The organism is Pseudomonas sp. AD21, assembly GCF_002878485.1.
In the GTDB taxonomy this organism is placed as follows: domain Bacteria; phylum Pseudomonadota; class Gammaproteobacteria; order Pseudomonadales; family Pseudomonadaceae; genus Aquipseudomonas.
The window spans coordinates 13599-33162 of the sequence record NZ_NQYG01000028.1 but is presented as its reverse complement, the minus strand read 5'-3'; the positions used below and the strand labels follow the sequence as shown (position 1 = coordinate 33162).

Sequence of the window (19564 nt, the reverse complement as noted above, 5' to 3'; positions counted from 1 at the left end):
TATGGGGGCTTTGACGAAAGCTGAGATGGCGGAACGTCTGTATGAAGAACTGGGCCTGAACAAGCGGGAAGCCAAGGAATTGGTTGAACTGTTTTTCGAGGAAATCAGGCACGCTCTTGAAGACAACGAGCAGGTCAAATTGTCCGGTTTCGGCAATTTCGACCTTCGGGACAAACGCCAGCGGCCTGGCCGCAACCCGAAAACGGGGGAAGAAATCCCGATCACGGCTCGCCGTGTGGTCACCTTTCGTCCAGGGCAGAAGTTGAAAGCCCGAGTTGAGGCTTATGCTGGAACCAAGTCATAACGACGAACTACCCGTCATCCCGGGCAAACGCTACTTCACCATTGGTGAAGTCAGCGAGCTGTGTGCCGTAAAACCACACGTGCTGCGCTACTGGGAGCAGGAGTTTCCTCAACTCAACCCCGTCAAACGCCGCGGAAACCGCCGGTATTATCAGCGCCAGGACGTGCTGATGATCCGGCAGATCCGCGCGCTCCTTTACGATCAGGGGTTCACCATCGGCGGCGCGCGCCTGCGTTTGTCCGGCGATGAAGCCAAAGACGACACCACCCAATACAAGCAAATGATCCGCCAGATGATTGCCGAGCTTGAAGATGTGCTGGTGGTTCTCAAGAAATAAAAAGCTGCGTTTGAATACTTCCAGTTTTCAAAAGCTTGCGCTATATTCTTGAGCGCTCTTCGAGACGAAGAGCAGGTTTCAAACCAGTCGGGGCGTAGCGCAGTCCGGTAGCGCACTAGCATGGGGTGCTAGGGGTCGAGTGTTCGAATCACTCCGTCCCGACCATATAACTCAATGACTTAGCTCAACTCTAACCAGTTGGGCTTTTTCATGCGTAGGGACTTTTGCGGGGGTTCATCCCGTTTTTCTCCTCAAGATGGTCAGAGCCGGTCCTCGCGAATCGGTTGCCGACACTTTGTTTGCCGCCTCAATCAAATGCTCAAGCTCTGCGGTAGAATAGTGGCTCGTAATGCTGCCGTTCTTGTGCCCAAGTAATGCCTTTCGATCTTCCTCTGTCACGTTCGCTGCACGAAGCCTTCTGCCAAAGGTGTGCTTCAGATCGTGAACCCTGATCGACCGGAACCCAGGGTGCGCTGGTGACTTGTGTTCCTTCTCCCATTTCGCCGCCGCCCTGATCCTTGCGCTCTTCCATGCCGTGTCGTTCATGCGGTGCATCGCGGTTGGTCCGTACTCGTCCGGCTGACCGTAAGGGAACACGTACTTTGTGTGCAGACCGCGCTGGCCGTCGATAATCGACATCGCAACCCGATTCAGCACTACCAGTCTTTCATCCCTGTTTTTAACCCCCGCCTTTTCGTGCCTCCCACCAAATTCTGATGGGATCAGGAACACGCTCGTTCCCAATTCCGGCACCCGTATCTCCCAATCCCACTGAAGTTTGCAGACTTCCTGCTCCCGACTTCCCGAGTTCACTTTGTAGAGTGCCATCCTCAACAGGTGATCCGGGATCTCAGAGAACAACATCGACTGCTCTTCCCATGACAACGGGTAGGGCTTCCGGCTCGACCTCTTTTCCTCCAGCATCGAGATCATCGGCACGCTATCCAGCCACGGCCGTTTCTCTGCGTCTCGCCACTTCCTGTGGCACAGGTTCAAGATCCGTACGACTCGCTGCAGAGCGATGTTCACCGTCCTGTTCGATACGCCTGGCTTTACTTTCCCATTCGCTGTTTTGGTCGGCTTCTGCCGATCTCGCTTGAAGGCGGCCAAGGTGCCGTCATCTATATGCGTGATTGGCAGGTCGCCAATGTACGGGTCGAGCTGTTCGATGTGAGACGCAGACAGGGCAATCGAGGCTTGATCCTTGAACTCCACCAGAAATCTGGTGGCAGCCTCCCGCCAGGTTCGCACCTCGCGCACTCCGTAAACCTTTTCCTGTCTGAGTTTTTCCAGGCGGTGGATCAGGTACTGCTCCGCTTCCTGCCTTTCGCTTGATCCAGTGCTTTCCTGAAGTCGCTGACCTCTGACGACTTTGTCGATGTGCCAAATTCCGTTCCTCTCGTAGAGGCCGGAGATTGTTTTTCGCGCCATTTACTTGCTCCTTGGCGCCCACTGCGGGGCTGATTGTTGTCCTGATTGGCCGCTTTTTCAATTGCCATGGACTCGATGTAGGCGTCAGCCCACTGGTCAAGCTCAATCCGGTCGAACCCGATGCCCTGTTTCCCGATCGGGAACTCACGCACGTTCGGCCGGACTGTTTTGTTGAATTCGTCCCGGCACATGCCGAGGTAGCCGTATGCCTCACCGGCGCGAATGAAGCGCGGGAGGATGGGCGCGACCTGGGCCGCGCTGCGATTTGACATAGGGATGCTCCATGCCGCGCGTGGCGGCAGAAGGTGGTGATGGGTTATGCGCCGGCCTTGGCCAGAACCGCGTCGGCGATCTTCATGGCGGCTTGTGCATCGTTGACGTAGGCGGGATCGAAGCTTCCGGCCAAGTGGATCGTTGCTTGGCAGGCGCGCAGGTTCTCGCGGGTGAGCTTCAGTGCCGCGACCAACTCGTCGTGCAACTCGCGTTCCTCCCGACCGATATCCCAGAAGCGCTGCCCCCAGTGTTCGGCCGGCGGCGGGTTGTTGTTCTGCGCGCCGAGTGCCAGCGCGCCTACAACTGCGTCGAGGAGATCGCGCTTGTAGGCGTTGTCGCCGTCGATGCTCAGGCCTTGGCGTCGCAGCGCGTCGAGCGCGTTATTCAAGTTCGCCTCCGGCGATGGCAGCACCAGGTCGAAGTCGGCCTTGCCGGGCCGGCAGACAATGAGAAACATCTGGCAGTCGAGCGGAAGGTGCTGGGCGATATCGGAGATGGCTTCGATCGCGACTTCGCGCAGCGGATATTTTTGATCAGACATACGAATTCCTCGCCCGCCGTACACCGGCAGGCTGTTGAGTTTTGGGAGGGGTTACTGCTGGATGAGTTCGGCGGGGACTTTGACCGTTGCGCCGCGCTTGGCAAAAACCACGGCGCGGAACACGGCGATCGTCCGGGTTTCGCCGGCTTGGCGGTTGAACGGTTCGTTGGTCAGGTCGGCCAGCCAAGGATGCTGGTGGCCAACATCGACCCAGACGCCGTACTTCGTGATCAGTTGCTCGGCGTCGGGCAGGGCGAAAAGTTGCAGCTGTCCGGTACCGGGCTGCTGATCACCCTCGATCGCGCTGATTGCCCAGTCCAGCGCCGGGCCGGTCAGTTCCTCGGTTCGGACGCTGACCATGCGGCTCATGGCTTTACCTCAGGCTTCCACTTCGCCTTGTACGCGGCGATGAAATCGGCACAAAGCCAAGTTGTCCAGCCGCACTGGCACTGAAACTGACTGCCGTTCCATCGCGTTCTCGCCCAGACCATGCAGGCGTCGGCGCCGCAGTAGGGTGAGTAACCAGGCTTCGTCAGCAGGTTCTGCTCGATGTGGCTCATCGCCACGGCCCCTTGTAGATGAGGTAGGCCATGTAGAGCGGGGCGAAGATCATGGCGTCACCTCTTGATTGGCTTGCTGTTCGAGCTTTTCTAGGCGTTCGCCGGCCTGATTGAGCAGGTCTGCGTAGTCAGCTTGATCAGTGATCGGTACGGCCACGAAGAGGATGCCGGCCTTTACGAAAGCATTGGCTGTCACCAGGGCATTACGAAGGTCTTTCGGGTTTGCGCGATTCATCCGATCACCGCCTTTATGGTCAGTACCAATGGAAGCCAGAAGAAGAGGGTGCAGCCAAGTAAGCACTTGGTGATCATGGCTGCACCAGTCCGTCAGGGACGTCGAAGAAGTTGAGCCGGCCTTTCAGCGGAGTGAACGCCATCGGTTTTGGATCGCGGAGCAGGAAGGCTTTCTCGCCCATGTACCAGCGCGAGTCGCTCGTATCGGTGCTGTCGACCAATTCCACCGAGCCGACGATGCCGCCCAACAGCAGCTCATTGATCGGTGGAACCTCTGCAGGGTGATTGATCAATCCGGCTTTCAGGGCAAACGAAACGGCATCGGACCATTGCTTGCGTGTGCAACTCGCCGAAGCGTGTACGAGGAACCGGCCTCGAAACTTCGTGTGCCAGCTACGGTTCTCGATGTCCTTGCCGCCGTGGAGGATCAGCCAGGCCCACGGCTGTCGGATTGAAAGCGCCTTCATGGCGTCACCTCGCGGCGTGCCCACTGCACATAAGGGCCGTCGTCCGTATCGAAGATCCCCATCAAGAACCACTCCGGCCCGGGCGATTCGGGATTCCAAGCGGTGCATGCGGCATCTTCATCTGGAAGGTCGTAGGTTTCGTCGCCAGAGTTCCAGCCTTTCAGTTCCAGCCCCTGTTCTTTGGTCCAGGAAATATAGGGGGCCGGGTCTTCGCCTTCGCCAAAGCTCGGGATGTTCGGGTGATACCACCAGCCATCCTTGTCGCGCTTCACTTCGACTGGTCCGAAAGGTTTTTGACTGTGGGCAGCACACGGCATCACGTAAAGCACGTCGGAGTAGTGCCCGCCGCCAAAACTGAATTCCATCTTGCAGCCGCACTTGGCCGGCTTGCCATTGACGAACGTAATCTTTTGATCAGACATGAGTCGTCCTTGCCGCTATAGCGGCTGACTTTGAAGGGGGAGGTTCATTGGTGAGAGGGTATGTAGTCCCGCCTCCATCACTGAGGCATAATCAGTGACTAAGAGCAGGAGGTCGCGTGGATAGATTCAGATATTTAATATGTTTATTGCTGATTTGTGTGGGTGTGGTATTGGGTCTGCTTCTATCTGGCGTGAATATTAATTCTCTATCTGGCTGGAAAGATATTTGGGAGCTATTAAGCTTTATGGCCACGGTGGCCACTGCTTGCTTCGCAATATGGACCCTTGGAGCTTGGAGAGCCCAGTTTGGATTTGAGAAAAGATTTGTCACGCTAAAAGAGTTAGGCGACTCGTTTGAGGACTTACGAGTCATCTTCACCCATATAACGCACATCAAAGCCTATTGGCTTAAGAAGGCCGAGGGCATTGAGGACTCCCAGTTATCAGCTGAACTGGAGGATCTTGAGCGATCCGGACTGATGTGGGATGCCGCGATAAACAGGTATGCGAAGAATTGGCGCAGCAGTTTATTTTTTATTACTGAGGATCAATTAAGGCGCTTTCCCGTAAATCCTTATGAGCTTCGATCTAAAGTGAAAAAAGATCTAAACGCTATATGCAACGAGATAAATGATCGGACAGGGGAAGCAATAAAGGTGTTTATCAGTTTTAAATTGGGTCAGGTCAATAATGAGATTGTAGAGATTGTTCGGGAATCTGACGTACAGCTTTACAAAATCATTAAGCAAGCGCTAACCCGTTGAAGGTTATGACTAGGCGACCTTCGCTTGTCGAACTGAATGTAGCCATGGGTTATCTGCCTTTTCCGCTCGTCTTCCTGAGCCGCATCTCGAACCAAGGATGCTCCATACCATGCACCAGCGTAGGCGGCGATCAATGTCGCTACAGCCGGTAAAAAGTCTTTTGCGAAAGCCGCTAGTTGCGGAGTTCCAAATGGAGCGCTGAAGGACGCTGCAACAATGATCAAAACCAACAGGGTGAGCGGGTTTTTCAGCTTTTTCATTCCGTCCCTCGCATGACTCGTCTCTGCTCGAATGGTTTGCTTATGTAACGCAGATAGAGCTCTAAGCCGATCTTTAGGCTTGGATTTAGCACAGCACCGGGCCCACTTGACCGCACGCTGCATCAGAGCTGACAAACGACCGTGGTAAAGCGGTGCCGGATCTCTGTTGGTATCAAATGAGCATTTCTACTAACGCGATGGTGGCGACTGTTCAGCAGGGTTATAGAAAATAGTGAAATGCCCGCAGGTACATAAAACTGCGTTGCCTCCGATAGCGGGATAGGCACGCCAATGGATGCGTTCCTCCTCTACGTGCTCGCCAGGCGACGAGCTTCGATAAGCCTGATAATCGAGATTGCTCCTGGAGCACTTCGGGTTTCCACAGGCTACCGTATCTGGGCGCTTTTCAGGTTTTCTGGGCATATCCACTCCTGTGGCTACCGAAATGGCGGCCTTTGATACACGGTCGCATTCCAGTACTGGCTGCCGTTACGTTTTTGGCGCGCCCATCCATCGGCCATCAGTTGTTTGGCGATCATTCGGTTCATCAAGCCATGGCCGAGCAGCAAAACCGGTCCATCGCTGGCAATGGACTGCAATCGCTTGGCTGCCGTGCTGGCGCGCCTCCTTGCAACGCCGGCGGATTCGACATTGCGTGAGTAACCGCACAGCCATAAAACTCGAAGGATAATTGCCCAGGTAAACGGCGATAGCCGTGGCAGTTTCCAATGGCCTGAAGGTAGTTGTGCTTCGCAGAAAAGCGCGTCGACCAGTGCAGGCTTCAGGCCGAGCGCCTGGACGGAACTCAGCGCACGTGGCGCGCTGCTTGAAACAATCACCTTGGCGGTTGCGGCGAGTTGCAGGCTGGCAGGTGGGACCGGGTGATGGGTAATTTCGGATCGGTCGTATTGTTCGATCCAGTCTTTCATCTCGAACACTGAAATTTTGTCCGTTGCGGCCAGTTTTGGCTGACCGTGACGCATCAGGATGATTTCCCTTTTCAACATTTTACGTCCTTGTTTTTTCCGAGCGTCAGATGTCGATCATGGCGGATGAGCTTTTTTTCTTCGAGGCACTGTGGCTTTCAAACCAGCCATGATCACGGTACCACGCCACGGTGTCAGTGATTGTCAGCTCTAGCGACCTGAAACTCAGGCCAAGCTCCTGTTCACTCTTGCGGTGGTTGAAACAGGAACGGTCCTCCTCTCGTATCAACAGGCGCAACGTGGCCATGCTCAGCAGAATCGGCTTGCCGGTAAGGCGCGCATAGATCTCCTGCACAGCCGCCAAAGTGTATAGAAGGGGGAGCGGTAGTTGTCGAACGGGTGTCTTGACGCCCGCTATACGTCCTAGAACAGGAACCAACTGACGCATCGTCATATGCCGGCCCGCCGCGAGATAGCGTTCACCGCGTCGGCCATGTTTGGCCGCAGCAATCAGCGCGAATGCCACATCACGTGCATCGACGACGGAGAAACTGCCTGGGATCAGCCCGGGTAACTTGCCGTGTACGACATCGTTGACCAACTGCCCCGAGGAGGTCGGGCCAATGTCGGCAGGACCCCACATCCAACCGGGCAGCACCATGCAGGCATGCATCTCGGGATGTGCTTGCAGGAACGACAGGATGACGCGGTCGGCGAGGATCTTGCTGCGGTAGTAGTCATCCGCGTCGGCGTCGGCCCGCAGACATGTCTCATCAATGAGCGAGCCAGGTACGCCATCGAGCACGGCTATGGAGGACGTATGGATGAACCGCCGTATGCCGGCGCGGTAGGCCTGGTGAATCAGGTCGCGCGTACCGGCGACGTTGATCTTTTCGAGTTCCTTCCAGTGGTTGCCGCCCTTGTAGTTGTCGCGAAAGAACGCCGCAGTGTGAAACACCGTATCGCAACCTTGCAGTGACGCTGCGAATGCGTCGACATCGGCCATGTCCCCGACGATGAGTTCGACACTGGGCAAATTGTCGAACTGCTGTTGTCCTTTGGCTTTTGAACGGACCAGGGCTTTGACCGAGTAACCACGAGCGACCAGTTCACGTACCAGGTTGTTACCCAACAAACCGGTCGCACCGGTAACGAATACACTGTACATGGCTCAATCCTCTGCCGGATGGGTTAACGGCAGCAGCACTGCACTGTCGAAGAAGGCCTCTTCACGAATGACCAGCCCGTTTTTGAAGGTGAAGTGTGCGGCGTAGTACGCGGTGATATGGCGTCCATGAGGTGCAATCACCCGGCCTGGCAGCACCAAGGGGGCGGCGAATGTGCCGGTCAGGAAGGCAGTCAGCGCCAAACGATCGTTACTGACGGCGAATGGGCTGTAGATTACGTGGGCATCGGGGAGCGCTTCTAACAATGCACTCTCCCGTTTGCGCATGGCTTCGCGACCGGTTTGTATCCCCATGCTGTCGAGGTAGATGAAGTCTTCGCAAACCAGCGCAAGCATCGCCTCCACATCATGGCGATTGAAGGCGCTGGCGGCGCGTTCCGCAAAGTCGTTGGGGCCAGTAGTCATATAGTCCAGTCCATTCGTGTTCGAGGGCCTGCAGATATACCTTTGAGGCCGCGGCCGAAAAACAGCGACTACTGCATAATGGCTTTGCACATATGCAGACCAGGGAGGACAGGACGCATGGCGTTGCAAGCAAATTGGGACGATCTTCGTCTGCTGTTGGCAGTTTCTCGGCGTGGCAGCTTCCTTCAAGCTGGTCAGTTCCTGGGAATCGCGGCGTCTACCGTGTCCCGCCGGCTGACCCAACTTGAGATCGCACTGGGCGAGCCACTCGTCGAGCGGGGCGTTGAAGGATGCTGGTTGACCTCGCGGGGCCAATCTCTCGTTGAAGTCGCCTTGGCGGCGGAAGCGGGCTTGAGGCGTCAAACCGTTGCGGGCATATCCGAGCTCAACACCGCGCTGTCTGGCAGTGTCCTGGTCAGTGCCGGAGAGGGGTTCTCGTCATGCGTGCTGGAGGCCGCGAGTCGTTTCACTTCTCTGCACCCGCGTTGCTCGGTGGAGTTGATGGTAACCAGCGACTTTCACAAGATCGTTCGCGGCGTGGCAGACATTGCTGTACGCACTGCTCATCTGGGCGAACCGTCGCTGATTTATCGACCCATAGGCAGGCTCGCTTATGGTGTCTTCGCCGATGCAGATTATCTGAAACGGCATCCGCGGGTGACGCCGGGCACTGCGATCAACATTGCCTTGCTTCCGCCGCTGGACATGTTGCCGCAAATGCGAGCGGCAAAGGCCGCGGGCCTGGAGCGCGCGCAGATCAGTGTGAATTCGTTCGTCGCGCAACTCGAATCGGTGAGGCGAGGTATGGGGGTGGCGGTATTGCCCCGTTTACTGGCGAAGGATCTGATCGAGCTGTTCCCGGATATCCACCTTCCCGACATGGAGGTCTATCTGGTGACCCGGCCTCAGGCATTGAAGCAGGCTCACATCAAATGTTTCTTTGCCATCCTGGAGCAGGTAATGCTCGAAGCCCTGTCCGTGGAAAACGTCGAGGGCTGCCGCTTGGAAGGGGACCTGTAAAATATCGGCAGAACAACGATCTCTGCCGTGTACGGGGCGTCGTCTATGGCAACTCGAAGGAACGCCATCGGGTGAAACCCGTGTTGGAGTATCAAAAATCTTGATTTTCGAGGCGTCGTTTAAAGGCGCCGAGTGCAGTAACGATCTTTGGTCCCATCACCGGGTCGGTGGCGATGCTTTCGGCGCTCAGTTGGCTGGACAGGAGGTTAACAGTCATTGACGCTTCCTCGATGATGCGAGCGGACATCGTATCCAGTACCAGGCGTAATGCAGCTTGCGCGTGACTGGCTCTGGGTGACGCGTTGAAAAGCGCGACAGGCTTGCCCGGAAACTCTGCACTGCTCACGAGCCAATCGAGCATGTTTTTGAATGAACCGGGAATACCTCGCGCGTATTCGGGGCATGAAAACAACAGCCCGTCCGCTTGCCCGATAATTGAGCATAACGCGATGACTGCCTCAGGGGGATCTTCGAGCAGATCCGGGTTGAAGTGAGGCAATGCACCTATACCGTCGTAATGCATGACCAATGCCCCTTCAGGGCATAGACGCTCAGCTGCTCGGAGCAAAATTGAGTTGGAGGAGGTCTGGCGCAGACTTCCAGAGACAGCAAGCAGGCACACCATTTCAACACCGTCCGTGATTCGTGAGTCGGTGAAGTTTCGCACGAGCCTGACCTCACACACCATTGCTGCAGGGCAATGCAGCAATGGACATGTTCTTGCATCTTGTTGCTACGAACGAATGAACACGGCACTCGCTGAAACACAGTGGGTGATCCTCTGAAGGATCCAGCTCTGGATGCCAGGTTTTACCGGCGCTGCTGTTTTGGGGAGGCGTTCAACAGGCGGCGCATAAGTCGCCGCAGGGCGGTGGCATCCTTGTATCCCACCTGCTCGGCAATGGATTCAACGGAGTATCGGCTGGTTTCCAGGAGCACGCGGGCCCTGTTCAGTTGCATACGCTGGATCAAATACCGGGTTCAAAGGCCGGTTGCTTTTCGAAGGTGCCGCATTGCCATTGGCCTTTTTCATTCGCGTGAGTTTTGCGCGGCGGCTCAGAAGTCGCTGCGCGCAGGCAGGGCTCAATGCAGAACCCTGCGGCTCTCACCAATCCTGATCCGGTCCAGCGCCCGGTTCAGTGCATCCAGTGCATCCAGAAGCGCCTTTGCCTCAGCTTCCCGGCCGTCGCCCCACAGGCGCTCGGCCATTTTGTTAAGCGCCTGGATCGAGCGTTCGATGTCAGCGGCGGTGGTCGCTGTGACTGGAGTTTGCGCTGGTTTTTTCGGCATTCGCTCATTCATCTGCAGGAAATTGACAATCTCCAGCATGATCGGCGTTCACTGCCGTTCAATCCAGTGGTTACTGTTTTGGCTTGCTCTGAATGTCTTCCGAGTCGCTGGAGGTCGCCGTGTCTTTCTCGGTTTCTTTCGATTCTGCGCCGGAGTTCGAACCCGAGGCTTCTTCACCTTTTTTGTTGGCTTTCTCTTCGTTGGATTCAGACGTGTTGCTGGACTGGTTCACGCCCGGAATGGCAGTGGGTGGCGCGGCGGATCCTGCCTTCTCGGTTGCCAGTGAGAAGCCCGAGCCCGTCAACATCAGGCTTGCCAGTGCCAAGGTTGCAATTGTCTTGTTCATTTCCAGACCTTCCGTACGAGGGGTGTAGCGTATTGGAGACACGGGCAGGGCCAGGGTGCCGCCCGTTGGACGAGCGGCAGGCGCTGAAGCAAGGCGGCAAATTGCTGGCCCCCTGGTTTCCCCGGACCGGGCAAACTCGCCTTTTTTCAAAAGGTTAGGTTGGCTATATGCGGACGATTGTCATAACCGTTGCAACGCTTTCCCTGGCTGCATTTGCCTCGGGAGTCCAGGCGAAAGAGTTGAGCAAGAGTCATCGGTTTGCCTGTACGTGGGGTTCAGACATCGCTGCCGGTGCCCAGCAGTCGAAGCTGTCGGGGATTTCCCTGTACGGTGCGCGCAAGCAATTGCAGGTGCGCAAGTTCCAGCAACCGTGGATGCGCATGACGGCGATGGGGATCACCGAACAGACTTACAACAGTACCTCGACGCTCAAACCGGCGGCGGTCAAGCAGACCTATTACGAGCAATGCGTGCGGCATGAGCTGGCCCAGCGATAATCAGAAAAGCCCAATCTGAAGAGGTTGGGCTTTTTCATGCCTGACGAAACCTCAGCGTCACTTGTCGCGCTCGCAATTGACCATCCATGACACGCCAAAGCGGTCCACCAGCATGCCGAAGCGAGCGGCCCAGAACGTCGCCTCCAGCGGCATGTCGACGCGGCCGTCCTTGGCCAGCGCACTAAACACTCGCTCGGCTTCGGCAATGCTGTCGACATTGAGGGAGATCGAGCACCCGCTCATGCCCCCGGTCGGCCGGTCAGGTGTGGTGTCGGAGGCCATGATCATCTGGTCTCCGACCTTCAGGCAGGTATGGATGACCAGGTTGTGGTGCTCTTTCGGTACGTGCTCGGCGGCGGGTGTTTCGCCGAAGGTCATCATTGCTTCGAGTTTTCCTTGCAAGGCTTGCTCGTAGAAGGTGAAGGCTTCGCGGCAGTTGCCGTTGAAGATCAGGTAGGGATTGATTCTCATGGTAGCGATCCTGGCAGTAGGCGCGGAGTGAGGCGATTTTCGCCAGGTTCCGCGAAAGGCGGTTAAAACATAGCAGAGCATTGGACGCCGGAACGGGCAGAGTTTTTCCAGATGTTTTTCTCATGAAAAGGCCCAGTCTCAGCACGGAATAAACCTGCGGAGTACCATGGCACGCTCTACCCGTTGCCGAGCGCACCATTGCATGCCTTTGATTTCCCGATTCAACGCTCTGTTCGATCAGGCCCGGCGCGCCTTGTTGCTGGTCTGGGCGACGTCACGCGGATTATTTCTGGGACTGGTGCTGGCGACCCTGATTGCCGGTGTATTGCCGGCGCTGGCCGCGTGGCTGGGCCAGCGTATTGTCGATGCGGTGGTGACGGCGATGCAGATGCACGCGCAGCAGGGTGATGTGCCACTGTGGCCAGTATTGCGTTATGTATTGATGGAGGCGGGGGTATTGGCGCTGTTGTCCGGCACACAACGAGCGTTGTCGGTCCAGCAGTCGCTGCTGCGGGTGCAGTTGGGACAGAAGGTCAACACGCTGATTCTGGAAAAGGCGCAGACCCTGTCGCTGGTGCAGTTCGAGAACTCCGAGTTCTACGACAAACTGGTCCGCGTGCGCCGCGAAGCCTCGACCCGGCCGCTGGCGTTGGTGATGAAGTCGCTGGGATTGATCCAGAACCTGATCATGCTGATCAGCTTCGGTGTGTTGCTGGTGCATTTTTCGCCGTGGGCACTGGTGTTGCTGGTGGTCGGCGCGTTGCCGGTGTTTTTTGCCGAGGCGCACTTTTCCGGCGATGCTTTCCGCTTGTTCACCCGCCGTGCGCCAGAGAGCCGACAGCAAAGCTACATCGAAACCTTGCTGTCCCACGAGGCCTACATCAAAGAAGTCAAACTGTTCGGCTTCGCGCCGTTGCTGTTGCAGCGTTACCGGGACACGTTCGCCAGACTTTATGCCGAGGACCGGCGCCTGACCTTGCGTCGCGATGGCTGGGGTTTCGGCCTTGGATTGCTCGGCACCGGGGCTTTCTATCTGGCTTATGCCTGGGTGGTGATCGACGCAGTGCATGGCAATATCAGTCTGGGCCAAATGACCATGTACCTGGTGCTGTTCAAGCAGGGACAGGGGGCGGTCAGCAGCAGCCTGAGCGCGATCAGCGGTTTGTACGAGGACGGTTTATACCTGTCGAACCTTTACGAATACCTGGCCGAACCGGTGCTGGCCGACTCCGGTCATCTCACTGTCGGCGCGCAACCGGGCGATGGCCTGCGCTTTGAAAACGTCGGCTTCCGGTATCCGGGGGCCAACCGTGCGGCGCTGGAAGGTATCGACCTGCACCTGGTGCCAGGCAAGAGCATGGCGCTGGTGGGGGAGAACGGCTCAGGCAAGACCACAATGATCAAACTGCTGACTCGCCTGTATCGACCCGATCAAGGGCGTATTCTGCTCGATGGCAGCGACTTGCAGGATTGGGAAGAGACCACGCTGCGCCGGCGTATCGGCGTGATTTTCCAGGACTACATCCGCTACCAGTTCACCGTGGGTGAAAACATCGGCGTCGGCGATACCGCGGCGTTCAATGAAGAGCAACGCTGGAAGGCCGCGGCTGCCGAAGGCATGGCCGCACCGTTCATTGAAGGACTTGACCGCGGCTACGCCACGCAATTGGGCCGCTGGTTTGCCGGTGGTCAGGAATTGTCCGGTGGGCAATGGCAGAAGATTGCCTTGTCCCGGGCCTACATGCGCCGCGATGCCGACATCCTGATCCTCGACGAACCGACCTCGGCGCTGGACCCTGCTGCGGAAGCGGCGGTGTTCGAGCATTTCAGCCAGCACACCGAAGGTCGCATGACCTTGCTGATCTCCCACCGTTTTTCCAGTGTGCGCAACGCCGATCAGATCATCGTTCTGGAGGGCGGGCGGATCCTGGAGCAGGGCGATCACGACAGCCTGATCGCCGCCAACGGACACTACGCCAGCCTGTTCGATCTGCAGGCCCGTGGTTATCGCTAGGAGTCCTGGGCGCTGCGCGCCACTGCCGGGCTGGCCACACGAGGCGCGGGTCTGGACTGCATCAGTGCATCGATCGCCTTGCGGTAATTCTGTCCGCCCAGCGCCATGCTGTTGTTGTGGGTGGCGCCAGGCACCAGCAGCAATCGCTTGGGCTGTTGCGCGGCGTTGAACAGCTGCTCGCTGAAGCGCGGCGGCACGAAGGCGTCGGCCATGCCGTGCACCACCAGCAGCGGCATGTGAATTTCGGCGATCTTGTCGATGGAATCGAACTTCTGCGACAGCAGCCAGCGCACCGGCAGCGAGGTGTTGGCCACTGCAGCCGCCACATCGGCGAGAGAGGTAAATGTCGACTCGATCACCAGGCCCTTGACCGGCAGCGGTGTATGGTCCCGGGCAGCGTCCTGGCCGAGTTCGGCCGCCAGATCAATCGCCACAGCGCCACCCAGGGAGTGGCCGTAGATCAGGCGCTTGCTCGGGTCGGGCTGCAGCAGTTTGAAGCGCTCCCACGCCACGCGGGCATCTTGATACACGCTGCTTTCCGAGGGCAGATCGCCCTTGCTCTGGCCGAAACCACGGTAATCGATGGCCAGTACCGAGTAGCCCGCCGCGCGCAATTGCTCGATACGGAACAACTGCCCGGTGAGATTCCAGCGCACACCGTGCAGATAGAGAATCGCCGGGGCATTCGGCCGTTCTGCTGGCCACCACCAGGCATGAATGTTCTGCCCGGCCTTGAAGCTTTTTGGCTGCAAGTCGAGCTCCTGCACGCTACCCGGCAAGCCGTGATACCAGCCGGCCGTGCCTGGCTCGATGCGAAACAGCAGCTTGCGCTCGGTGTGTTCGAGAACGGCACAACTCGTCGGTACGCCAATGATCAGCGCAACCATGCAGGCGAACGCCAGACGACGGCGACGCAGACGGGTCATGAAGGAAAGGAACATTAAACGGTTCACCACAGCGCAGACAAAGAAGGCTTTTTACCAGATGCCTTGGTCTGCGCGTGAGTTTTTCGACCGCCGTGTGCCCGCAACGATTACAAAATGCTGCGGCTCAATCCACCCGCAGGACGATTTTGCCGATGTGATCACCGCTTTCCATGTGCGCGTGCGCCTGGACCGCATCATGCAGCGAATAGACTTGGTCGATGATCGGCAGGCAACGCCCGGCCACCAGCACCGGCCAGACGTGCTCGCGCAGCTGTTCGGCGATTTCGGCCTTTTCCTCTGCGGTTCGCGCGCGCAGCAGCGAACCGGTGATCACCGCGCGCTTGGCCATGATTGCCAGCAGGTCGATGTCGTTGGCCTTGCCACCACCGAGAAAGCCCAGCATCACCAGTCGGCCATCCATCGCCAGTGCGCTGACATTACCGTTGAGATACGAGGCGCCCATGATGTCAAGAATCGCGTTTACACCTTGGCCTGCGGTTTTCTGTGCGATGACGGTGGCGAAATCCTGCTCGCGATAATTGATTGGCTGCCCACCCAGTTCGCTGATCGCCGCGCATTTTTCCGTGCTGCCGGCGGTGGCGAAGGTTTCGATACCGAATTCGCGACAGAGCATCAGCGCGGTCGTCCCGATGCCGCTGGTGCCGCCGTGAATCAGCACCCGCTGGCCACGTTGCGCGCCACCGAGGCCGAACAGGTTGGCCCACACGGTAAAGAAGGTTTCCGGGAGGGCGGCGGCCTGTACCCAGTCCAGCCCCTCGGGGATCGGCAAGGTTTGCCCGGCGGGCACCGTGCAGTACTCGGCGTAACCACCACCGTTGGTCAGCGCACAGACCTTGTCACCCACGGCAAAGCCACTGACACCGGCACCCAACGCGACGACTTCGCCGGCCACTTCCAGACCGGGGATCGGGTTCATGCCGGGCTTCATCGGGTACTTGCCGGCGCGTTGCAGGGCGTCCGGGCGATTGATTCCGGCAGCGCGCACGCGGATCAGCACCTCGCCGGCTGCCGCGACAGGCAGCGGCACGCGCTTGGGCTGCAAGACTTCGGGGCCGCCGGGTTGAGTGATTTCGATGCGGGTCATTTCGCTGGGCAGTGTCATATCCGGTCCTGTTGCGTAGGGGGTCTGTAGGTGGGAGTTCAAGTCTTCGGCAATGATTCCCTTCAAAAGCCTTTCAGGCTTGAGAACAGTGGCGAGGATATCGGCTATTGTTGCTGCTTTGGCGCAGCGATTTGGCGGCACGGTGATGCAAATCTGCATCGGCAGGAGATGAGATGAACTGGGATGACGCACGGGTATTTCTCGCGGTCTGTCGCGAGTCGACGCTGCGCGGGGCGGCGCGAGTGCTTGGCGTGGATCAGGCGACGGTCGGACGGCGGATCACCGCGCTGGAAAAGTCCCTGAGCGCGACGTTGTTCCTGCGCACCTCCGACGGCTATGCGCTGACTGCAGTCGGTGAAGCGGCGCTCAGGTCCGTGGAGAAAATGGAGCATTCGGCGCTCGAGCTCGAGCGGCAGATCCAGGGCCTGGATGATCGCCTGACCGGCACGGTGCGGGTCAGCACCACCGATTCGCTGGCCATCGACTTCCTGATCCCGGCCATCGCCCGCTTGCATGAACAGCATCCGGACGTGCGCGTGCAACTGGACGCCTCCACGCAGATGCTCAGCCTGGCCAAGCGCGAAGCGGACATCGCCGTACGCAATGCCCGGCCGGACAACCCGGACCTGATCGCCCGGCGGATCGCACGCTGGCCGACCGGGCTGTTTGCCGCGCAGACTTATGTCGATGCCCACGGCGTACCTGAGCAGGGCAGTGCTTTCGCGGGGCATGATCTGGTGGTCTATCAACCGTACCTGCAGAGCAACAAAGACCTGACGCTGGTGGGGGAGCCGATCAGTCGCGGGCGCATCGTCGCCAGTCTCGGTTCGAGCCTGCTGATGCGTCGCTCGATTGCGGCGGGTATTGGTGTAGGAGAAATCCCGGTGTACATGGGCGAGCGCGACGGGCTGGTCAGGCTCTGGCCGCAGCGTACCCGGCCGCAGCCCTATGAAGTGTGGCTGGTGACCCATGCGGATCTGCGCCATACCGCGCGGGTGAGGGCGGTGATCGAACAGATCGTCGAGGTGTTTGCCTCGGAAAATGAGTAGCGCGTATTGGCAGTGGTGAACTCACAACGCCTGACGAAAAGGCCTACGCCGATAGCAGAATCCGCTGGCTTGTAAGCCGAAGGACCGAGGGCTATTGTTTTCAAAGGCTGGGGCGAGGCAGCACGCTCGCACTCAAGTGACATACCACGGACGGTATCGGTAGCCCGATAAAGGTGTCGAATTGAAAGCCAGGGAATTCAGTCATTTTCAACGTGACACAACGAGTAAAGGCCAAGGTACGCAGGTCATGGGCGCCATCAGTCGCGAAGAGTTCAATGCCAGGATCGAGACCATCGAGACACGAATGGATGCTCGGCTGGATGCGGTATCAATGAAAATTGACGGGTTTTTATCTGTTCAGCTGGAGCGAGACAAAACTCAAGTCGAACGTGACAAAACTCAAGTCGAACGAGACAAACGCTACGACCTGATTACGCAAGAGATGCGCAAAATTGCCGAAGGTGCGCAAGACGCCGCAAGGCAAGGGGCCACCGTCAAGGCCAACGTCTGGGCAGCAACGGCCGTCCAGTTACTGGGAATCGTCGCTATCGTTGTCGGGGCCTATTACGCCAACCAGGCCAACATGTATGTCGCCATACAAACCACCCTCGTCGCCGTTCAGGCAGGCAAGGACGTTCACGCCCCCCAACCGTCGATGCTGCCAAACCCATTTCCACCACAATAAAAAACGGCCTTCAAATGAAGGCCGTTTTTGCAGGCGTCGAAACCCTGCCTTATGGCATTTGCGGCAACTCCTGCGGTTGCAGATCAAACACCAGCACCTCGGCATCCACGCCATTGTTCAAGGTCAGGGCCTGCTCTTCACGTACCCGCACACCGTCGCCTTCCTGCAACTGCACGCCGTTGAGTTCAACGCTGCCACGCGCCACATGCACGTAGGCGTAGCGGTTGGCCGGCAATTTCAGTGTCGCGCTTTCCTTGCCGTCGAACAGGCCGGCGAAGACCCGGGCGTCCTGACGTACTTTCAATGAGCCATCAGCGCCGTCCGGCGAGATGATCAGTTGCAGGCGACCGCGTTTTTTCTGCGCGCTGAAGTGCTCCTGCTGATAGCGCGGTTTGGCACCGGCCACTTCCGGCACGATCCAGATTTGCAGAAAGTGCACAGGCCGGGTGGCCGAATGGTTGAACTCGCTGTGGGCCACGCCGCTGCCGGCACTCATCAGTTGCACGTCACCGGGACGGATCACCGAACCGGTGCCGAGGGTGTCCTTGTGTTCCAGTGCGCCTTCGAGCACGTAGGAGAAAATCTCCATGTCGCGGTGCGGGTGCTGGCCGAAGCCCTTGCCGGCCGCCACGCGGTCGTCGTTGATCACCAGCAGGTCGGAAAAACCCTGCTCACGCGGGTCGCGGTAGCTGGCGAAGGAAAAGGTGTGGAAGGACTTCAACCAGCCATGATTGGCGAGGCCGCGGTCGGAAGCTTTGCGAATAGTCAGCATGATCAAATCTCCTGGCGGGACGTTGATTCGTCCGAGTGAGGAGAAGGTTACTGTTAACCGAGTCGTGCAATAAGTAGATGGAAATTGAAACACTGTCCCTCTCAGGTGGACAGTTTTGTGTACCCGATCACGCATTCTTTTCGCCGCTCTCCACGCACTTGGCCATAATGCGAGGTCTGGCTACTTTCCCTTGATTTCAGTGATGTTTACCCATGAAAACCGTGGCAATGGTGCTGTTTCCTGACTTTCTTCTGCTCGACATGGCGGGGCCCATGGAGGTGTTTTCGGTCGCCAATCGTTACTTGAAAGCCGAAGATCAGTACCAGTTGCTCACCCTGGGCACCGAGCGCGGAATGCTGCGCGCCTCCAATGGCGTACAGGTGCAGACTGATCGCCATATCGACGATCCGTCCCCGGCCTGTGACCTGCTGCTGGTCCCGGGTGGCCCGGGCGCCTATAACGAAAAGCACCCGCAGCTACTCGCCTGGTTGCAACGGTCGGTGGGGCAGGCTGGCCGCTATGGTTCGATCTGCACGGGTGCCTTTGTGCTGGGCCATGCCGGTCTGCTCGATGGTTATCGTGTGACCACCCACTGGAACTACACCGAACGGCTGATCAAGGCCTTCCCCAAGGCGCAGGTGGAGACTGACCAGATCTACACCGAAGACCGCAATCTGATCACCTCGGGAGGCGTGACCGCCGGCATCGATCTGGCGTTGGCCGTCGTCGCCCGGGATCATGGAAAAAAAGTCGCCCAGGACGTGGCCAAGGTTCTGCTGGTGGTGATGAAGCGTCAGGGCGGGCAAGCGCAGTTCAGCCCGTTGATGGCGGCGGTGGCCCCTCAGGAAACTGCCATCACCCGGGTGCAGAACCATGTGCTGGAACACCTCGACGAAGCGTTTACGGTCGAGCGCATGGCCGGTCTGGCGAACATGAGTACCCGGCACTTTGCGCGGGTGTTCGCCCGGGATGTGAACATGACGCCGATGGAGTTTCTGCAGAACGCGCGTATTGACTGCGCGCGTAATCTTCTGGAAACCAGCGAGTTGCCGTTGAAGACCGTGGCCTATAAAAGCGGTTTTGGCAGCGTGCGCCACATGCGTTTGCTGTTCGCTGAAAAGCTCGGTCTGACCCCGGCGCAGTACCGCGAACAGTTCAGCTAGAGCGGTTTTGTCCGTCCGGTGCATCCGGATGTCCGTGCTGCGCCCTGCACGGAGGTTGTGCCGTCACCAACGCCTGCCAAGATAAAGGTAACGCTTGG

At 58.1% G+C, this 19564-nt stretch carries 27 protein-coding genes, 1 tRNA gene and 2 pseudogenes; 11 read left to right on the top strand and 19 right to left on the bottom strand.

Features of this window, described 5'->3' with window-relative positions; genetic code table 11:
• The first annotated feature begins 1 nt into the window (after position 1).
• The 3 genes from ihfA (at position 2) to PseAD21_RS17335 (ending at position 806) form a co-directional block, all read left to right on the top strand.
• Complete coding sequence (gene ihfA / locus PseAD21_RS17345; RefSeq protein ID WP_002553164.1) at positions 2 to 304, top strand: integration host factor subunit alpha; 303 nt, start codon at positions 2 to 4, stop codon at positions 302 to 304.
• Positions 285 to 641: a MerR family transcriptional regulator gene (locus PseAD21_RS17340; RefSeq protein WP_003179985.1), complete on the top strand. Its 357-nt coding sequence runs from the start codon at positions 285 to 287 to the stop codon at positions 639 to 641. Before ihfA ends, PseAD21_RS17340 begins: the two co-directional genes overlap by 20 nt.
• A gap of 88 nt (positions 642 to 729) precedes the next feature.
• Positions 730 to 806, top strand: a tRNA-Pro gene (locus PseAD21_RS17335).
• Between the two features lie 69 nt (positions 807 to 875).
• Here the strand turns inward: PseAD21_RS17335 and PseAD21_RS17330 are convergent.
• From PseAD21_RS17330 to PseAD21_RS17300, 7 genes are all read right to left on the bottom strand, one after another.
• Positions 876 to 2057, bottom strand: coding sequence for a tyrosine-type recombinase/integrase (locus PseAD21_RS17330; RefSeq protein ID WP_256588182.1), 1182 nt, complete (start codon positions 2055 to 2057; stop codon positions 876 to 878).
• Positions 1943 to 2344 carry a hypothetical protein gene (locus tag PseAD21_RS30055; RefSeq protein WP_224794775.1) on the bottom strand — a complete coding sequence of 134 codons (402 nt, stop codon included), beginning with the start codon at positions 2342 to 2344 and terminating at the stop codon, positions 1943 to 1945. Before PseAD21_RS30055 ends, PseAD21_RS17330 begins: the two co-directional genes overlap by 115 nt.
• A 44-nt stretch (positions 2345 to 2388) precedes the next feature.
• A complete protein-coding gene (locus PseAD21_RS17325) occupies positions 2389 to 2886 on the bottom strand; it encodes a hypothetical protein (protein WP_102356737.1) in 498 nt (165 codons plus the stop codon).
• Between the two features lie 51 nt (positions 2887 to 2937).
• On the bottom strand, positions 2938 to 3255 hold the full coding sequence (locus PseAD21_RS17320) for a hypothetical protein (protein WP_102356736.1): 318 nt from the start codon (positions 3253 to 3255) through the stop codon (positions 2938 to 2940).
• A gap of 240 nt (positions 3256 to 3495) precedes the next feature.
• Positions 3496 to 3681 carry a DUF1382 family protein gene (locus tag PseAD21_RS17310; protein WP_102356734.1) on the bottom strand — a complete coding sequence of 62 codons (186 nt, stop codon included), beginning with the start codon at positions 3679 to 3681 and terminating at the stop codon, positions 3496 to 3498.
• A 73-nt stretch (positions 3682 to 3754) separates the two neighbouring features.
• Positions 3755 to 4147: an ASCH domain-containing protein gene (locus tag PseAD21_RS17305; RefSeq protein ID WP_102356733.1), complete on the bottom strand. Its 393-nt coding sequence runs from the start codon at positions 4145 to 4147 to the stop codon at positions 3755 to 3757.
• Positions 4144 to 4569 carry a hypothetical protein gene (locus tag PseAD21_RS17300; protein ID WP_256588179.1) on the bottom strand — a complete coding sequence of 142 codons (426 nt, stop codon included), beginning with the start codon at positions 4567 to 4569 and terminating at the stop codon, positions 4144 to 4146. The genes PseAD21_RS17305 and PseAD21_RS17300 overlap by 4 nt, the downstream gene beginning before the upstream one ends.
• 116 nt (positions 4570 to 4685) lie before the next feature.
• Between PseAD21_RS17300 and PseAD21_RS17295 the strand changes: the two genes are divergently transcribed.
• Positions 4686 to 5333: a hypothetical protein gene (locus tag PseAD21_RS17295; RefSeq protein ID WP_146011293.1), complete on the top strand. Its 648-nt coding sequence runs from the start codon at positions 4686 to 4688 to the stop codon at positions 5331 to 5333.
• Here PseAD21_RS17295 and PseAD21_RS17290 read toward each other — a convergent pair.
• The 4 genes from PseAD21_RS17290 to PseAD21_RS17275 form a co-directional block, all read right to left on the bottom strand.
• Positions 5300 to 5593: a hypothetical protein gene (locus tag PseAD21_RS17290; protein ID WP_256588178.1), complete on the bottom strand. Its 294-nt coding sequence runs from the start codon at positions 5591 to 5593 to the stop codon at positions 5300 to 5302. The two genes, PseAD21_RS17295 and PseAD21_RS17290, sit on opposite strands and share 34 nt — an antisense overlap.
• 437 nt (positions 5594 to 6030) lie before the next feature.
• Entirely contained in the window at positions 6031 to 6576 is a 546-nt protein-coding gene (locus tag PseAD21_RS17285; protein WP_102356763.1) for a histidine phosphatase family protein, read from the bottom strand.
• A 49-nt stretch (positions 6577 to 6625) separates the two neighbouring features.
• The gene (locus PseAD21_RS17280) at positions 6626 to 7687 is read right to left on the bottom strand and encodes an SDR family oxidoreductase (protein ID WP_102356731.1); all 1062 of its coding nucleotides are present in this window, start codon (positions 7685 to 7687) and stop codon (positions 6626 to 6628) included.
• 3 nt (positions 7688 to 7690) lie between these two features.
• Positions 7691 to 8110, bottom strand: coding sequence for a nuclear transport factor 2 family protein (locus PseAD21_RS17275; protein ID WP_102356730.1), 420 nt, complete (start codon positions 8108 to 8110; stop codon positions 7691 to 7693).
• 117 nt (positions 8111 to 8227) lie between these two features.
• On the opposite strand from PseAD21_RS17275, the gene PseAD21_RS17270 reads away from it, so the two are divergent.
• On the top strand, positions 8228 to 9130 hold the full coding sequence (locus PseAD21_RS17270) for a LysR family transcriptional regulator (protein ID WP_102356729.1): 903 nt from the start codon (positions 8228 to 8230) through the stop codon (positions 9128 to 9130).
• 91 nt (positions 9131 to 9221) lie between these two features.
• Here PseAD21_RS17270 and PseAD21_RS17265 read toward each other — a convergent pair whose 3' ends face one another.
• The 4 genes and pseudogenes from PseAD21_RS17265 to PseAD21_RS17250 all read right to left on the bottom strand — a co-directional run bounded on the left by PseAD21_RS17265 (position 9222) and on the right by PseAD21_RS17250 (position 10766).
• A complete protein-coding gene (locus PseAD21_RS17265) occupies positions 9222 to 9755 on the bottom strand; it encodes an NADPH-dependent FMN reductase (protein ID WP_256588181.1) in 534 nt (177 codons plus the stop codon).
• 185 nt (positions 9756 to 9940) lie between these two features.
• Positions 9941 to 10141, bottom strand: a pseudogene (locus tag PseAD21_RS17260) (helix-turn-helix domain-containing protein); the annotation flags it as partial.
• 72 nt (positions 10142 to 10213) lie between these two features.
• Entirely contained in the window at positions 10214 to 10420 is a 207-nt protein-coding gene (locus PseAD21_RS17255; protein WP_102356762.1) for a hypothetical protein, read from the bottom strand.
• 70 nt (positions 10421 to 10490) lie between these two features.
• On the bottom strand, positions 10491 to 10766 hold the full coding sequence (locus PseAD21_RS17250; protein ID WP_102356727.1) for a hypothetical protein: 276 nt from the start codon (positions 10764 to 10766) through the stop codon (positions 10491 to 10493).
• A 167-nt stretch (positions 10767 to 10933) separates the two neighbouring features.
• Between PseAD21_RS17250 and PseAD21_RS17245 the strand changes: the two genes are divergently transcribed.
• Positions 10934 to 11263: a hypothetical protein gene (locus tag PseAD21_RS17245; protein ID WP_102356726.1), complete on the top strand. Its 330-nt coding sequence runs from the start codon at positions 10934 to 10936 to the stop codon at positions 11261 to 11263.
• A 57-nt stretch (positions 11264 to 11320) separates the two neighbouring features.
• Here PseAD21_RS17245 and PseAD21_RS17240 read toward each other — a convergent pair whose 3' ends face one another.
• Positions 11321 to 11734, bottom strand: coding sequence for a VOC family protein (locus PseAD21_RS17240; protein WP_102356725.1), 414 nt, complete (start codon positions 11732 to 11734; stop codon positions 11321 to 11323).
• A gap of 202 nt (positions 11735 to 11936) precedes the next feature.
• Between PseAD21_RS17240 and PseAD21_RS17235 the strand changes: the two genes are divergently transcribed.
• Positions 11937 to 13748 (top strand): ABC transporter ATP-binding protein, encoded by a 1812-nt coding sequence (locus tag PseAD21_RS17235; protein WP_102356724.1) that lies wholly within the window; start codon positions 11937 to 11939, stop codon positions 13746 to 13748.
• Here PseAD21_RS17235 and PseAD21_RS17230 read toward each other — a convergent pair.
• Together PseAD21_RS17230 and PseAD21_RS17225 are read right to left on the bottom strand one after the other, a co-directional pair.
• The gene (locus PseAD21_RS17230) at positions 13745 to 14689 is read right to left on the bottom strand and encodes an alpha/beta hydrolase (RefSeq protein WP_102356723.1); all 945 of its coding nucleotides are present in this window, start codon (positions 14687 to 14689) and stop codon (positions 13745 to 13747) included. The genes PseAD21_RS17235 and PseAD21_RS17230 overlap by 4 nt on opposite strands.
• 109 nt (positions 14690 to 14798) lie before the next feature.
• A complete protein-coding gene (locus tag PseAD21_RS17225) occupies positions 14799 to 15797 on the bottom strand; it encodes an NAD(P)H-quinone oxidoreductase (protein ID WP_102356722.1) in 999 nt (332 codons plus the stop codon).
• Positions 15798 to 15970: 173 nt separating this feature from the next.
• Between PseAD21_RS17225 and PseAD21_RS17220 the strand changes: the two genes are divergently transcribed.
• The 3 genes and pseudogenes from PseAD21_RS17220 to PseAD21_RS17215 all read left to right on the top strand — a co-directional run bounded on the left by PseAD21_RS17220 (position 15971) and on the right by PseAD21_RS17215 (position 17531).
• Positions 15971 to 16846 (top strand): LysR family transcriptional regulator, encoded by an 876-nt coding sequence (locus PseAD21_RS17220; protein WP_102356721.1) that lies wholly within the window; start codon positions 15971 to 15973, stop codon positions 16844 to 16846.
• 279 nt (positions 16847 to 17125) lie between these two features.
• A pseudogene (locus PseAD21_RS30325) lies at positions 17126 to 17188 on the top strand (hypothetical protein); the annotation flags it as partial.
• On the top strand, positions 17178 to 17531 hold the full coding sequence (locus tag PseAD21_RS17215; protein ID WP_146011295.1) for a hypothetical protein: 354 nt from the start codon (positions 17178 to 17180) through the stop codon (positions 17529 to 17531). The pseudogene PseAD21_RS30325 and the gene PseAD21_RS17215, both read left to right, overlap by 11 nt.
• 49 nt (positions 17532 to 17580) lie before the next feature.
• On the opposite strand, the gene PseAD21_RS17210 is transcribed toward PseAD21_RS17215, so the two are convergent.
• The gene (locus PseAD21_RS17210) at positions 17581 to 18303 is read right to left on the bottom strand and encodes a pirin family protein (RefSeq protein ID WP_102356719.1); all 723 of its coding nucleotides are present in this window, start codon (positions 18301 to 18303) and stop codon (positions 17581 to 17583) included.
• 212 nt (positions 18304 to 18515) lie between these two features.
• Between PseAD21_RS17210 and PseAD21_RS17205 the strand changes: the two genes are divergently transcribed.
• Positions 18516 to 19466 (top strand): GlxA family transcriptional regulator, encoded by a 951-nt coding sequence (locus tag PseAD21_RS17205; RefSeq protein ID WP_102356718.1) that lies wholly within the window; start codon positions 18516 to 18518, stop codon positions 19464 to 19466.
• Positions 19467 to 19564: the final 98 nt, after the last annotated feature.